At 56.1% G+C, this 13,176-nt stretch carries 11 protein-coding genes and 1 pseudogene; 8 read left to right on the forward strand and 4 right to left on the reverse strand.

Features of this window, described 5'->3' with window-relative positions:
* Positions 1 to 10: 10 nt before the first annotated feature.
* The 7 genes from KW828_RS13905 to KW828_RS13935 all read left to right on the forward strand — a co-directional run bounded on the left by KW828_RS13905 (position 11) and on the right by KW828_RS13935 (position 6,117).
* Positions 11 to 1,513 carry a sugar ABC transporter ATP-binding protein gene (locus KW828_RS13905; protein WP_218336901.1) on the forward strand — a complete coding sequence of 501 codons (1,503 nt, stop codon included), beginning with the start codon at positions 11 to 13 and terminating at the stop codon, positions 1,511 to 1,513.
* On the forward strand, positions 1,513 to 2,517 hold the full coding sequence (locus KW828_RS13910; protein WP_218336902.1) for an ABC transporter permease: 1,005 nt from the start codon (positions 1,513 to 1,515) through the stop codon (positions 2,515 to 2,517). The genes KW828_RS13905 and KW828_RS13910 overlap by 1 nt, the downstream gene beginning before the upstream one ends.
* The gene (locus tag KW828_RS13915; RefSeq protein ID WP_218336903.1) at positions 2,514 to 3,518 is read left to right on the forward strand and encodes an ABC transporter permease; all 1,005 of its coding nucleotides are present in this window, start codon (positions 2,514 to 2,516) and stop codon (positions 3,516 to 3,518) included. Before KW828_RS13910 ends, KW828_RS13915 begins: the two co-directional genes overlap by 4 nt.
* A gap of 99 nt (positions 3,519 to 3,617) precedes the next feature.
* Positions 3,618 to 4,766, forward strand: a complete 1,149-nt coding sequence (gene fucO / locus KW828_RS13920; protein ID WP_218336904.1) for a lactaldehyde reductase — start codon at positions 3,618 to 3,620, stop codon at positions 4,764 to 4,766.
* Positions 4,763 to 5,077, forward strand: a complete 315-nt coding sequence (gene rhaM / locus KW828_RS13925; protein WP_218336905.1) for an L-rhamnose mutarotase — start codon at positions 4,763 to 4,765, stop codon at positions 5,075 to 5,077. The genes fucO and rhaM overlap by 4 nt, the downstream gene beginning before the upstream one ends.
* Positions 5,078 to 5,490: 413 nt before the next feature.
* Positions 5,491 to 5,904, forward strand: a complete 414-nt coding sequence (locus KW828_RS13930) for an MbeB family mobilization protein (RefSeq protein ID WP_256350179.1) — start codon at positions 5,491 to 5,493, stop codon at positions 5,902 to 5,904.
* A gap of 3 nt (positions 5,905 to 5,907) precedes the next feature.
* Positions 5,908 to 6,117 carry an MbeD family mobilization/exclusion protein gene (locus KW828_RS13935; protein WP_218336906.1) on the forward strand — a complete coding sequence of 70 codons (210 nt, stop codon included), beginning with the start codon at positions 5,908 to 5,910 and terminating at the stop codon, positions 6,115 to 6,117.
* Positions 6,118 to 6,259: 142 nt separating this feature from the next.
* Here the strand turns inward: KW828_RS13935 and KW828_RS13940 are convergent, their stop codons facing one another.
* Positions 6,260 to 6,952: a hypothetical protein gene (locus tag KW828_RS13940; protein ID WP_218336907.1), complete on the reverse strand. Its 693-nt coding sequence runs from the start codon at positions 6,950 to 6,952 to the stop codon at positions 6,260 to 6,262.
* A gap of 63 nt (positions 6,953 to 7,015) precedes the next feature.
* On the opposite strand from KW828_RS13940, the gene KW828_RS13945 reads away from it, so the two are divergent.
* Positions 7,016 to 7,264 (forward strand): hypothetical protein, encoded by a 249-nt coding sequence (locus tag KW828_RS13945; protein WP_218336908.1) that lies wholly within the window; start codon positions 7,016 to 7,018, stop codon positions 7,262 to 7,264.
* A gap of 799 nt (positions 7,265 to 8,063) precedes the next feature.
* On the opposite strand, the pseudogene rhuM reads toward KW828_RS13945, so the two are convergent.
* From rhuM to KW828_RS13960, 3 genes and pseudogenes are all read right to left on the reverse strand, one after another.
* Positions 8,064 to 8,567, reverse strand: a pseudogene (gene rhuM / locus KW828_RS13950) (RhuM family protein); the annotation flags it as partial.
* Between the two features lie 2 nt (positions 8,568 to 8,569).
* Positions 8,570 to 10,564 carry a metallophosphoesterase gene (locus KW828_RS13955; protein ID WP_218336909.1) on the reverse strand — a complete coding sequence of 665 codons (1,995 nt, stop codon included), beginning with the start codon at positions 10,562 to 10,564 and terminating at the stop codon, positions 8,570 to 8,572.
* Positions 10,561 to 13,164, reverse strand: coding sequence for a glycoside hydrolase family 38 C-terminal domain-containing protein (locus KW828_RS13960; RefSeq protein ID WP_218336910.1), 2,604 nt, complete (start codon positions 13,162 to 13,164; stop codon positions 10,561 to 10,563). Before KW828_RS13960 ends, KW828_RS13955 begins: the two co-directional genes overlap by 4 nt.
* Positions 13,165 to 13,176 lie beyond the last annotated feature (12 nt).

Here is a 13,176-nt window from a genome sequence, read left to right on the forward strand (position 1 = left end):
GAGAACTATCATGACCCCATTGCTACAGCTTTCCGGCATCACCAAGGTTTTCCCTGGTGTGCGCGCCCTTGAGAACGTGCAGCTTGATCTCTGGCCCGGCAAAGTCACCGCCCTGATCGGTGAAAACGGCGCGGGCAAGTCAACGCTGGTCAAAGTGATGACCGGCATCTATCAGCCTGAAGAAGGCGAGATCCTCTACAAAGCCATTCCGATTAACCTGCCGGGGCCGGAAGCGGCGCACAAAGTCGGCATTACCGCGATCCATCAGGAAACCGTGCTGTTCGACGAACTGTCGGTGACGGAAAACATTTTTGTCGGTCAGTATCTGCATAAAGGCTTCCTGAAGAAGCTGGACTGGCCCGCCATGCACCAGAAAGCGCAGGCCATTCTGACCCGCCTGGAAGTGCAGATCGATCCGCGGGCGACGCTGAAAACCCTGAGTATTGCCCAGCGTCATATGGTCGCCATCGCCCGTGCGCTCTCCTTTGACGCGCAGGTGGTGATCCTTGATGAACCCACCGCCGCCCTGTCGCAGCACGAAATTCTGGAGTTTTATCAGATCGTTGAACGCCTGAAGCAGGAAGGCAAAGCGATCATGTTTATCTCACACAAGTTCGATGAAATCTTCGAGCTGGCGGATCACTACACCATTTTGCGCGACGGGGTGTACGTCGGCTCCGGCGCAATGAGCGACATCACCGAAGAGCGCATGGTGGCGATGATGGTAGGCCGCGCCATTACCCAGACCTACCCGAAAGTGGCCTGCGAGCCGGGCGACACGGTGCTGGAGGTCAACGATCTCTGCCACCCTACCGAATTCGCGCACATCAATTTTTCCCTGCGCAAAGGGGAAATTCTTGGCTTTTACGGGCTGGTGGGCGCGGGGCGAACCGAACTGATGCAGGCGCTCTCCGGCGTGTCGCGTCCGTCGTCCGGCGAGATCGTGCTGAACGGCAAAACGGTGCAGTTCCACCAGCCTGCCGATGCCATCAACGCCGGTATCGTCTGCGTGCCGGAAGAGCGCCAGAAACAGGGGGCGATCATCGAACTGCCCATTGCCCAGAACATCAGTCTGCCGCAGCTCAGCAAGCTTAATCCCAACGGTGTGCTGAACGACGCCAGGGAGTGGGCGCTGGCGGACGACTACGCTCGTCGCTTGCAGGTGAAAGCTTTTAGCTGGAAACAGCCGGTGGAAACCCTCTCCGGCGGCAACCAGCAGAAAGTGGTGATCGGCAAATGGCTCGCCACCCATCCGGACGTGATCATCCTTGATGAACCCACCAAAGGCATCGACATCGGCTCCAAAGCTGCCGTGCACCAGTTTATGTCCGAGCTGGTCGGGCAAGGCCTGGCGGTGATCATGGTGTCGTCAGAGTTGCCGGAAGTGATGGGCATGGCCGACCGCATTATCGTCATGCATGAAGGGCTGATGGTCGCAGAATACCGCGCCGGCGAAGCCACGGCAGAAACCATCGTCAGCGCCGCCAGCGGTGCGGGTCAGGAGGCAGCATAATGTGGCAACACCTGCTTAAAAACCGTGAAGCGCTGCTGGCGGCGGTGATCGTGCTGATGGTCGCGGCCATCGGCAGCCGCGTACCGTCGTTTATCGCTCCCGCCAATCTGGTGGAGATTTTCAATGACACCGCCATCCTGGTGATCCTCGCGCTCGGTCAGATGATGGTGCTGCTGACCAAAGGCATTGATTTGTCGATGGCGGCAAATCTGGCGCTGACCGGCATGATCGTCGCCCTGCTCAACTTCCACTATCCGGCCATTCCCGTCTGGGCGTTACTGCTGCTGGCCACCGGGCTGGGGCTGGTAATGGGCATCATTAACGGCCTGCTGGTGTGGAAAATGGGTATTCCGGCGATTGTGGTGACCCTTGGCACCATGAGCATCTACCGCGGCATTATTTTTCTGCTCTCCGACGGCGGCTGGATCAACTCTCACCAGATGAGCAGTGATTTTCTCGGCCTGCCGCGCGCTGCCGTGCTGGGGCTGCCGCTGCTGAGCTGGTGCGCCGTCGCCGCGCTGTTGCTGGTGGGCTACTTCCTGCGCTACAGCCGCACCGGACGTGCGCTCTACACCGCAGGCGGCAACGCCACCGCCGCGTATTACACCGGCATCAACGCTGGCAAGATGCAGTTCGTCAGCTTCTGCTTATCCGGGGCGCTGGCCGGTTTCTGCGGCTATCTGTGGATCTCCCGTTTCGCCGTGGCCTATGTCGATGTGGCGAATGGTTTCGAGTTACAGGTGGTCGCCGCCTGCGTCATCGGCGGCATCAGCACCATGGGCGGCACCGGGCGCGTGCTCGGCTGTCTGTTCGGCGCGCTGTTTCTGGGCGTCATCAACAATGCGCTGCCAGTGATCGGCATCTCGCCCTTCTGGCAGATGGCAATTTCCGGGGCGGTGATCGTCATTGCGGTACTGCTGAACGAGCGCGGCAACACGCGCAAAGGGCGGCTGATCCTGCGCGACGCCGCACTGGCGCGTCAGAAACAGGCGGTGAAAGCATGAGCAAAATAATGACCATTGACGAGATGAATACCAGGCCCGCTACCACACCCTGGCTGAAACGCCTGCTGTGCTGGGAGGGATTTTTACTGGCAGTGACGGCGGCGGTCTTTATCGCCAATGCCCTCGCGTCGCCCTACTTCCTCAACATCTGGAACCTGTCGGACGCCACCTTCAACTTTACGGAAAAGGCGATCATCGTGCTGCCGATGGCAATGCTGATCATCGCCCGTGAAATTGACCTGTCCGTCGCCTCGACCATCGCCCTCAGCTCCACGGTAATGGGATTCTGCGCTCAGGCGGGGGTCGATACACCGCTGCTGGTGTGCGTCGGGCTGGGCGTCGGTCTGCTGTGCGGGCTGTTCAATGGCGTGCTGGTGACGCGCTTTAACTTGTCCTCCATCGTCATCACCATCGGCACCATGAGCCTCTACCGCGGCATCACTTACATTTTGCTCGGCGATCAGGCGCTGAATGCGTATCCGGAAAGTTTTGCCTGGTTCGGTCAGGGCTATGTGTGGGGCGCGCTGTCCTTTGAGTTTGCCCTGTTCATCGTGCTGGCGGGTGTGTTTGCTTTCGTATTGCACCGCACCAACTTTGGCCGCCGGACCTACGCCATCGGCAATAACCCGACGGGTGCCTGGTATTCCGGCATCAATGTGAAACGTCACAACCTGGTGCTGTTTGCGCTGGTGGGCCTGATGGCGGGGCTGGCCTCGGTGCTGCTCACCTCGCGCCTCGGCAGTACGCGCCCGACTATCGCCACCGGCTGGGAGCTGGCGGTGGTGACCATGGCGGTGCTCGGCGGCGTCAATATTCTCGGCGGCTCCGGCAGCATGGTCGGCGTAATTATTGCTGCCTTCCTGATGGGGCTGGTCACCTTTGGCCTCAGCCTGCTTAACGTGCCGGGCATCGTGATGTCGATCATCATCGGCGCAATGCTGATTGTGGTGATTTCCCTGCCGATTATTACGCGACGGATTATGCAGCGAAGACGAATTTAATAGCCGGGTGGCACTGCGTTTACCTGGCCTACGATGTAGGCCCGTGCAAGCGCAGCGCCGCCGGGCATAAAAAATCACAGCACTCTAAGGAGATTTATCATGAGCTTTATGTTGGCACTTCCCAAAATCAGCCTGCATGGCGCGGGGGCAATCGGCGACATGGTTAACCTGGTCGCGGGCAAAGCATGGGGTAAGGCGTTGATCGTTACCGACGGGCAGCTGGTAAAGCTGGGCCTGCTGGACAGCCTGTTTACCGCGCTGGACGCGCATGAAATGTCTTACCATCTGTTCGATGAAGTCTTTCCGAACCCGACCGAAGCACTGGTGCAGGCAGGTTTTGCCGCCTACCAGGATGCTGAATGCGATTACCTGATCGCCTTTGGCGGCGGCAGCCCCATTGATACCGCGAAAGCGATAAAAATCCTCACCGCTAACCCCGGCCCGTCCACCGCCTATTCCGGCGTCGGGAAAGTGAAAAATCCGGGCGTGCCGCTGGTCGCCATCAACACCACGGCTGGCACCGCCGCCGAGATGACCAGCAACGCGGTGATCATCGATTCTGAGCGTCAGGTGAAAGAGGTGATTATCGATGCCAACATTATTCCCGATATTGCCGTTGACGATGCCAGTGTGATGCTGGCGATCCCGGCCCCCGTCACCGCCGCGACCGGCATGGATGCACTGACCCACGCGGTGGAAGCCTATGTTTCCCTCGGCGCGCACCCGCTCACCGATGCCAACGCGCTGGAAGCCATCCGCCTGATCACGCAATGGCTGCCGAAAGCCGTAGATGACGGGCATAACCTCGAAGCCCGCGAGCAGATGGCCTTCGGGCAGTATCTGGCGGGGATGGCGTTTAACAGCGCCGGACTGGGGCTGGTGCACGCGCTGGCGCATCAGCCGGGGGCGACGCACAACCTGCCGCACGGCGTCTGTAACGCCATTCTGCTGCCGATCATCGAAAACTTTAACCGCCCCAACGCCGTGGCGCGTTTTGCCCGCGTGGCACAGGCGATGGGCGTCGACACGCGCGGCATGAGCGATGAGCTCGCCAGCGAAGAAGCCATTATCGCCATTCGCGCACTGAGCGCTCGCGTCGGTATTCCGTCCGGCTTCAGCCAGTTGGGCGTCACCAAAGACGACATAGAAGGCTGGCTGGATAAAGCCCTCGCCGATCCCTGCGCGCCGTGCAACCCGCGCACCGCCAGCCGCGATGAAGTGCGTGAGCTGTATCTGGAGGCATTATGATCCGCAAAGCCTTTGTGATGCAGGTTAATCCTGAGGCCCACGAGGAGTACGAGCGCCGCCATAATCCCATCTGGCCGGAGCTGGAGTCGGTGCTGAAAGATCACGGTGCGCACCATTACGCGATTTACCTCGATAAAACACGCAACCTGCTGTTTGCCACCATCGAGATCGAATCCGAAGAGCGCTGGAACGCCGTCGCCAGCACGGAAGTGTGCCAGCGCTGGTGGGAATACATGTCCAGCGTGATGCCATCAAACCCGGACCACAGCCCGGTCAGCAGCGAACTGAAAGAAGTGTTTTATCTGGCGTAAGGTTTGTTATTCCTCCTCCTGCCAGGAGGAGGAAATCAGCACGCTGTCAGGCGTCATTTTTCCTGGTCAGTCGTTTTTCAAGCTGCTCAAGTTGTTTCAGTTCAAGATGGTCGGCCTCACGGGCATCCGCCGTTTTTCTGTGGTTATCAAACAAGGTATAACGTTCATGCGCCAGGCACCCCTGACCGTAAGGGGTGTACGGGACGATCAGGCTATCCGTTTCTGGTTTTGCCTACTTTCGTATAGAGCGGTGGCATGGTGTACGTATTCGCTCGATTTCGGACACAGAAACTCTGTAGTCCTGTAATCCGAAGGATCGCCAATAACCGTTTGGTTAATCCAAGCGGCCCCCTTTAACGCTGGCGAAGGACTTAGAGCAGAAATCGAAAGCGCAGCAGCAGAGTACCGGCGAGATGCTGAAAGCCGCATTCAGCGAGCACGAGAAGTCTGTCAGAGCGGAACTGAGCGAAAGCGAGAAGAGAATCAGCGCCGCCATCCTCGACCACGACCGGAAGCTGTCCTCAGCCATGAGCCAGCGCACGAAAGGGATGCTGCGCATGGTCAGCCAGACGTGGCTGACCATCGTGCTGGTCTCCGCGCTGTCGATAGCCGTCAGCTCGGCCATTCTGTGGTGGCAGGGGAACCGGATAATCGAGAACTACACGACCATCCGGAAGCAGAAGAACACGCAGGCCATACTGTCAGAGAGGAACAGCGGCGTACAGCTCACGACCTGCGGAGAGCAGGGACGCCGCTGCGTGAGGGTGAACCCGCAAGCGGGGACATTCGGAGAGGATTCGAGCTGGATGATACTGGCGGGGAAATAGCACATGACGGAGCTGGAAAAACAGTTGCTGAGCGCATTAGAGCAGCTACAGCAGGACTACTCGAAAAGGCTGGACGAGTGGGAGAACGCCTTCGCGGAATGGCGGACAATGTCTGGACTTATGCAACGGGAGAACGCGGCGCTGAGCGAGCGCGTCACGGGCTTGAGCAGGCAGATACAGAGTTTGAGCGAGCAGCTGCGCCGGTTGTCGTGAGGCTGAGCGGGATAGAGGCGCACCGGGAGCAGGAGCGAGCGGCGCAGCATCAGAAAGCGCTGGAGCTGGAGCGATCGCAGCGACAGCGGACGTATGACGGTCCATCGCTGGGGTAAAGATCAGCCCTAGTGGCTGATCTTTGTTAATAAGACAAAGTTTTCATTATGGAGACAATACGATCTTCTCCACGTAAACCTGTAGAATTTATTAATGCCTTATCTATTTTTTCGCTAACGAGGAAGTAAAGCATTTCCATATTATTCATATATAGAGTGTTGTATAGCTGAGGGGAAATTGTTCTTAGTTTTCTTGCTGCTAACGCTGCTGTTTGAACTTTTCCGTAAAGAGAAGCGGCGGTAACTATTACGAAGCTGTATCTATTTAGCTGAACCATAACTTCATTCTTAAACCCGAATGAATTAACAACGATGATAGATAGGGTGTTTGCGATTGCCATTTTTGTTAATCGGCTGCTTCGATAGTTAGCCAGGTATTTAGTTAGCTTAACGTCAAGTGATTTTATCTGGCTGTCGCTTACGTATTTGAGTTCATCTTCAATGTACATTCTAATTATGTCAGCGATGATGTCTTTTCGCTTATATACTTCATATATGCACTTAATAAATCGTTGGTCTTCAGTTGATAGTTCTTTACAGACATCCTTATACTTATCGAAAAGGCATGAACTATACCATGAAGCTCGTTCTACCCCTGAACGTACATCTTCTAGAGTGCTACCACTGCTTTGCATGACTCCTTTCACTGCTCGGTCAAGTGCTACGGCTGCACTTCTGTCTGTTTCTAATTTGAATTTTACTATTGAAGATATAAACATTGTCGGTTTTCCTTTCCTATGTTAAATATTGCAATAGATGTTCTATATCAGGAGGATTTAACCTTGAAAAAATGGATTTTATCTATTATCTCTCTTTTTCTTTCTTTTGTTGTATTGGTTGTCTTGGTTTTTGAGTTTTCATTCCGGTTTTTGACGGCTGATAGTGTCATTGATTTTATGAATAGGTTGGGTTTCTTAGGTGTTGGGCCTTTATTTGACTCATGGGTTGTTTTTTTAGTTTTACTGTCCCTTTTAGTGTCTTTAGTTGTTGCTGGTGTTGTGTTCTATAAATTAAACAGGGCTGAGAAATGAGTATGTTTTCATCCTTTTTTAAGGAAATACTAGAAGACTTGACTGTTTATGCAGTGGTTGTACTTCTTTTTGTTTTTTACTATCTCGTTGTTCCTGATTATTGGTTTTTGTGTTCCTTGCTAACAATCTTAATTTTTGCGGCTGTTAAGATTTTGCGGGCATATAAAAAATAGAGTTAAATATGATGAGTAATTATTCTTCCCATGTGTATGACATATGAGAAATATATTGTGTCTTTTTATGGGAAGTAAATGAAAGCGAAGGATCTTCTTGAGACCCTTTTGGTGTAAGCGTAATCTCATGCCCTGTAAACGAAAAAACCACCCGGCAAGGTGGTTTTTCGAAGGTTCGCAAGAGTTGACGCTCTTTTGAACCGCGGTAACTGGCTTGGAGGTATCTATGAAGTCCCTGCAAGGATATTAAATAAAGGGGAGCAGTGGCAGAAAAGAGCCAACGCCTTCATTTTCATCATTCCATTCTCCGTACAAATCAGGAAATGACCAATGAAGGTTGGTCTTTTCCATATACCGTAACTGGTTCTTCTTCCTGATAAAAAATCTAATTATTAATCAGTTTACGATATGATATGCCTGTCAGGCAGGTTCGCATCTGCACTGAAAACGAGTTGCCTGGGCAAGCACAGCGCAGCCTAATCCCCAGCAAAGAGAGAAATCTTATGCTCAGAATAAATCGTATTTTTAGTGAGAGGAATAATGGCCAAAACGTCAAAATCAGAGGGAAACCCAAACAGTGAAGTAAATCAGCATGCTGACATTTCTGTAAGCACGGTAATGAGCGAACCTTTAAAGCTTGTCAGATTCATATTCGCTTTCGAGGCATCAGCTCGTTGCACAACCAACTCTGCCGCAGTAAAACCCGTTACTGCGAAAAACAATTTATTCTGTACCTCGGCAAAAAGTAGCCCCTTCTCTTTTTCATTTGCACGATAACCTTCCGACAGGGCGAATAAATCGCGGATTTTTTGATAAAAGCGAAGCTCGGATGAGCGTATATCGCGTATGCGCTCCAGTAACTCGTCAAAATAGTCCCATTTGGGATCTTTAAGACGTTCGTCATCCATGGCGAAGCCTTTGAGCATATATTCACCCAGCGTACGCGTTGCCCATTGACGATACTGGACCGCTCTTGGAGAACGTACCCGGTAGCCGATAGCAATAATCATGGGCAACGAGTAGTGCGTAAGCTGACGCTTAATATCACGCGCGCCCTCACTTTGAACTGTCAAGTAATCCTTGACGGTTGCCTCCGGACTCAACTCACCGTCAGTAAAAATGTTCTTAATATCTACGGCACCGTTCTTACCCCCACCTCCCCCGTCTCCAGATTGATATGGAAATTACGCGCCGGGTTGCCGTGCAGGTAAGTGTTGATCACCGAAAAAAGCGTACCGATGCGAAGCCGGAAAATATCCTCAAACGCGCTGTGCGGGGTGATCTGTAAATCGGCGGGCGATAAACCGCTCGCCAGCGCGCCCGTCAGCAGCTGGTATTGGCGCAGACGGTCGGCGGAAATATCCTGTAGGGCCAGTTCATCCGCATTGCGTAACCGGTAAACATCCACCGCCAGATCGAAACCGTTCCAGCGGGCAAAGTCCTGCCGATTTAAACCCGCCCGTTGGGCCAGCGCCTGCGCTTTTTTCCGCGCCTTTTCCCAGGCCGCACCGCTTTTTTTGCCATCGTATTCGCCTTTATTGAGTTGACTGATGATCAGCATCTCCTCGCCGTTCAGCGTAAACAGCATCTGGCGCAGATCCTCCGGCCACTCCTCCGGCAGAAAACGCAGGCGGGCGAGCTCGGTGATATGCCAGTTGGTGAAGGCATAGTAGCTGTCGGCCTCCAGAATGGCGCGGTTCCACAGGTGCGGAGAGTGCGTGGCATTGAGGTGATCCCACTCCTGCTGATAGTGCTCAAACAGTTCGTTAAAGCGCGGAACCTCTTTGACGATCACCGTTTGCACGTCGATCTGCGTCGGGCTGGAAAAATTCAGGATTTTATAGGCCGGGACGTAGGCCGCCAGCGACGGGGCCTGAATGTTGAACAGCAGGCTGCCATCGGCATAACGTCGCACACCGGTATCGTTAAAATGCATATGCCCGCCGACATGCACGCCAATCCCGGTTTTTGCCAGCGCGTGGCTGGTGTCTTCATGCGGTGCGCGGGCAAGCTGGAATTTGCCTTTACCAAAAATCGCTTCCAGATCCTGGGCCGCGCCGTTATCAAATTCCACCATCGGGAAGTGGCTGAAGGTGATGAGCGTTTTGTTGAGCGCTTTTGCCCGCTGCGCCACATCCGCCATCCAGGCAACGGTCTGCTGTTTGTGGGTCAGCATGGTGTTGTATCCGGCATCGCCGGAACCTGAAAATTGCGGGTTTGCTGCATCCGCGCCCGCTTTTGGCAGATAGACATTAGCATCCACCGCCATCAGCCACAGGCCCGGAACCGGCTCCACCAGATAACTGCTGTCAGCGACGGTAAAACACGGGCCATAGCCCGGCTTTTTATAGATCCCGCCCGTTCCCTGCGCACAGATTTCATACTGCCGCTGGCTGAAATCACTGGCCTTCAGCGCCGCCTGATAACGGTAATTCTCCATGCCATAACGCGAGTACGGCGTTTCCCAGTACACGTCTTGTGGCGAGGGGTTGATGCCAAACCCGCCCATCGCCGCCATGATTTCCTGATAGCCGCTGCTGGCCATCTCTTCACTGCAAATCGTTGGCAGTTCGGCGTCAGTTTTTATCACCGCCGTTGCGCCCTGATAACCTTTGCACTCCTGCGCACCCCGGCTGAAAATGCGCTGAATTTTACCCCCTTCGCCAAGAAAATCCTCCTCACCGCCGGGCACGGTAAACGGGCGGTTCGGATCGTGATTGCCGGGGGTGGCAAAAAAGCGCATACCGTATTTTTGCTCATATTCATGCAGCAGTTTTACCAGCCCGCGCACGTGGTATGGCTGACCGTCGTCGCTGAAATCGCCCGGCAGTGCCACCCATTTAATACCCTTCTGCCCGGCATCATCCAGCGCGGCGCGCAGCGCAAAATAGTTCTCATTGAACAGCCGCGTGGAGGTCAGTTGCGCATACATCGTGCGGATAATGGCGGGCTTGCCGGGTTTGCTGTTTTTCAGGCCGCTAAAGGCCTGATCCGCAAATTCGCCGTACACATCGTGAAAGTGAATATCGGGCATAAAGGCGACACGGTACTGATAGGTTTCCGCCGCCGGTGACGTGCCGCTGGCGATCAGCAGCAAAGACGCGCCCAACCTGAGTAACCTTTTCATATATCCTCCGGATGCAGTTCAAGCCGCCAGCTGACAGGCGTGCCGGGCGGTACGTCACCGTCCCCAGGCTGCGCGGGGGTTTCTGCCAGGGTGATTTTTTGACACGAACCCGCCACCTCCGGCGCGGTATCCGCCCGTGGTTGCAGGCCGGGATTCCAGCCGCGTAAGACCAGCGCCTCGCCCTGCTGGGCTTTTTTCAACGTGCTGAAATGCAGGGCGCAGTCCCAGGTAAGCAGGCTGTAATGCGCGGGAAAGCGCATGCCGTGCGGATTGGTGCGAAAACGTGACCAGCCCGAATCCAGATAGCCGCTGGCCGGGGTGCGCCAGTGCTCCACCGCGCGCCAGAAATCCTCACTCTGCCCCTGCGCCATCGGCAGCACGGCAAAATGAAAATGCAGCATTCCCTGAATTTGCGAGTCGGGCGACGGCAGCACCATGCCCGACGCGCGCCCTGGCCGCCAGGGAAGATCCGGCAGACCGAGCCAGCCGACGCTGCGAAACAGCGTGAGGGCGATAACCCCCGTCTGTTCCGCCGGGAGCTCATATTCCCGTAACCCCGCCGTCACCACCGCCAGCCCGCGCGCGTCATTGTGCAGCATCACCAGGCTTTGCATCGGCCACAGCGAAGCGGGCGCTTCGGTCCAGTTTTCCGCCTGCCAGCGTTGCAGCGCGGCGGGCCGGTTTTCGCGTTTGATCAGGCCAAAGGGTTGATCGGCAAAGTGGAACGTCTGCGCGATGCCCACCGGGATCTCCACCTGTAAGCGGTGATCGCGCAGGGTATTGTTGACCGCAATGGCGACGTCGAGCCACGGGGCGTCATGGGGCATCGTCACCGTCATCGTCACGTCCAGCAGGCCGTTGCACGTATGCGCCTGACGCGCCGTGGCATCGGCCGGGGCCGGGATCAACCAGCGCAGCGTCAGGGTATCGTTTAACGGCCCGCGCTCGCCGTGCACCTCCTGCAAACTGCCGTCGCTGGTGACGCGCCAGTCCTCTTGCGGCGGCGAATAGTTGTAGTTATCCCCGGCGTCGCCACCGTCCACCAGCCGCAGCACCTGCGGGTAACGCTGCTGGCTGCGTTTATCGATAAGCGTCAGCTGGTCGCCGTCGATCTCCAGCCGCAGCCACGGGTTTTCCAGCGCGCGCAGGGGTTCACAGGTCTGGTCAAAGCCCGCGGGCTGCCCCTCCTGCAAATAGAGCGTGCGATAGCCGCAGGCGGGCAACGCCTGTGCCGCCAGCACAATTTCACATTGACGATACCAGGTCGTAGTCGTGCTGTTCGCCAGTTCCTGCACGATGATCGACATATCCTGCGGGGTGTCCCGCAGCAGTTGCCAGCGGCAAGGGGTGCCGTCTTCCTCAACGAGGCGAAAATCCTCATGTGGGGTGTAAAGCGTCAGCGTCACCTGCGCATCCCGGACGTGGGGCAGCGGATTAAAGAGAATGATTTTTTTGCCGTCCTGCCGGGCGGTGATCCCTTCAGCGAGCATCTTCATATTCAGCTCAAAGAGCTGCTGCGCGCTTTCCAGCCCGTCCGTTAACCGCGCTTTCACCATGCTGTTGACGCGATCGGCGTTACAGCCGCCGATGCTGTCATGGGCATGGGATTTCATCGCCTCACGCCAGATCGTCTCCAGCGCCTGCTGCGGATAGGGCAGCCCAAGCTGCCTGTTCACCGCCAGCAGCGGCTCCAGCGTCTGGCTGACGAACTGCTCCAGCCGGGCGTTGAGCAGCTTGATGTCCATGCGCGTGGAAAAAATACCGCGATGAATACGCATATATTTCGGGCTGAGCAGCTCGCCCTGGAATTCGGGCAGCGGTTTTTCACCGTCGCGCAGCCCGGCAAAAAAGGCGCTGAAGCTGCTGCGGATAAAGCGGTAATCCTGCTGACAGGTATTAAGCCGATCCAGCATCGCCGGGACGGCATATTCGAAAGGCGACTGATCGTTACCGTTCGGCAGCAACAGCGCGTCGGTGCGTGAAAAGCGCGCCTGTTTTTCGAGGATGGCGGGCAGCACACGCCCCGCCTGCTCTGCGTCGTCCGGCAGCCATTTGGCGCAGCCGTATCCCCACGGCAGCACGGCGGTGGTGACGCGACTGCCGCCCTGCGCCAGCCAGCTGAATTCGCTGCTGGCAACATCGTGCTCGCACCAGCCGCGCCAGATCACCGCCGCGTCGATGGCGAATTCCTGTAAAAACAGCGGCAGTTGCGCGCTCTGCCCGAAGGAGTCCGGCACGTAGCCCACCGGCATCGCCCGGCCTCCCCACGCCTCGCAGTCGGCTTTGCCCAGCAGCAAGTTGCGCGTGATGGATTCCGCGCCCACCACCAGAAAATCCGTCTGCGTATACCACGGGCCGATGAGAATGCGCCCCTGATGGATCAGCGTCTGTAGCCGGTCGCGCTGTTCCGGGGCGACGCGCAGATAGTCCTCCAGCACCACCGTTTGCCCGTCCAGCACAAAAGGGCCGAGGGTGGTGTCCTGCTCCAGGCGATTGAGCAAGTCATGCATAAAGTAATAAAGCACCATGCGCGAGTCGTTCTCGGTGAAATACCATTCGCGATCCCAGTGGGTGTGCTGAATTAAATGTACGGTCTTCATTACGAGTACCTT

This window comes from Enterobacter sp. ENT03 (genome assembly GCF_019218745.1).
Taxonomy (GTDB): Bacteria; Pseudomonadota; Gammaproteobacteria; order Enterobacterales; family Enterobacteriaceae; genus Enterobacter_D.

Bases quoted from the DNA above. Each gene is read 5' to 3' on its own strand.
- KW828_RS13905 (WP_218336901.1), top strand. From the start codon at position 11: ATGACCCCATTGCTACAGCTTTCCGGCATCACCAAGGTTTTCCCTGGT.
- KW828_RS13910 (WP_218336902.1), top strand. From the start codon at position 1,513: ATGTGGCAACACCTGCTTAAAAACCGTGAAGCGCTGCTGGCGGCGGTG.
- KW828_RS13915 (WP_218336903.1), top strand. From the start codon at position 2,514: ATGAGCAAAATAATGACCATTGACGAGATGAATACCAGGCCCGCTACC.
- fucO (WP_218336904.1), top strand. From the start codon at position 3,618: ATGAGCTTTATGTTGGCACTTCCCAAAATCAGCCTGCATGGCGCGGGG.
- rhaM (WP_218336905.1), top strand. From the start codon at position 4,763: ATGATCCGCAAAGCCTTTGTGATGCAGGTTAATCCTGAGGCCCACGAG.
- KW828_RS13930 (WP_256350179.1), top strand. From the start codon at position 5,491: ATGCTGAAAGCCGCATTCAGCGAGCACGAGAAGTCTGTCAGAGCGGAA.
- KW828_RS13935 (WP_218336906.1), top strand. From the start codon at position 5,908: ATGACGGAGCTGGAAAAACAGTTGCTGAGCGCATTAGAGCAGCTACAG.
- KW828_RS13940 (WP_218336907.1), bottom strand. From the start codon at position 6,952: ATGTTTATATCTTCAATAGTAAAATTCAAATTAGAAACAGACAGAAGT.
- KW828_RS13955 (WP_218336909.1), bottom strand. From the start codon at position 10,564: ATGAAAAGGTTACTCAGGTTGGGCGCGTCTTTGCTGCTGATCGCCAGC.
- KW828_RS13960 (WP_218336910.1), bottom strand. From the start codon at position 13,164: ATGAAGACCGTACATTTAATTCAGCACACCCACTGGGATCGCGAATGG.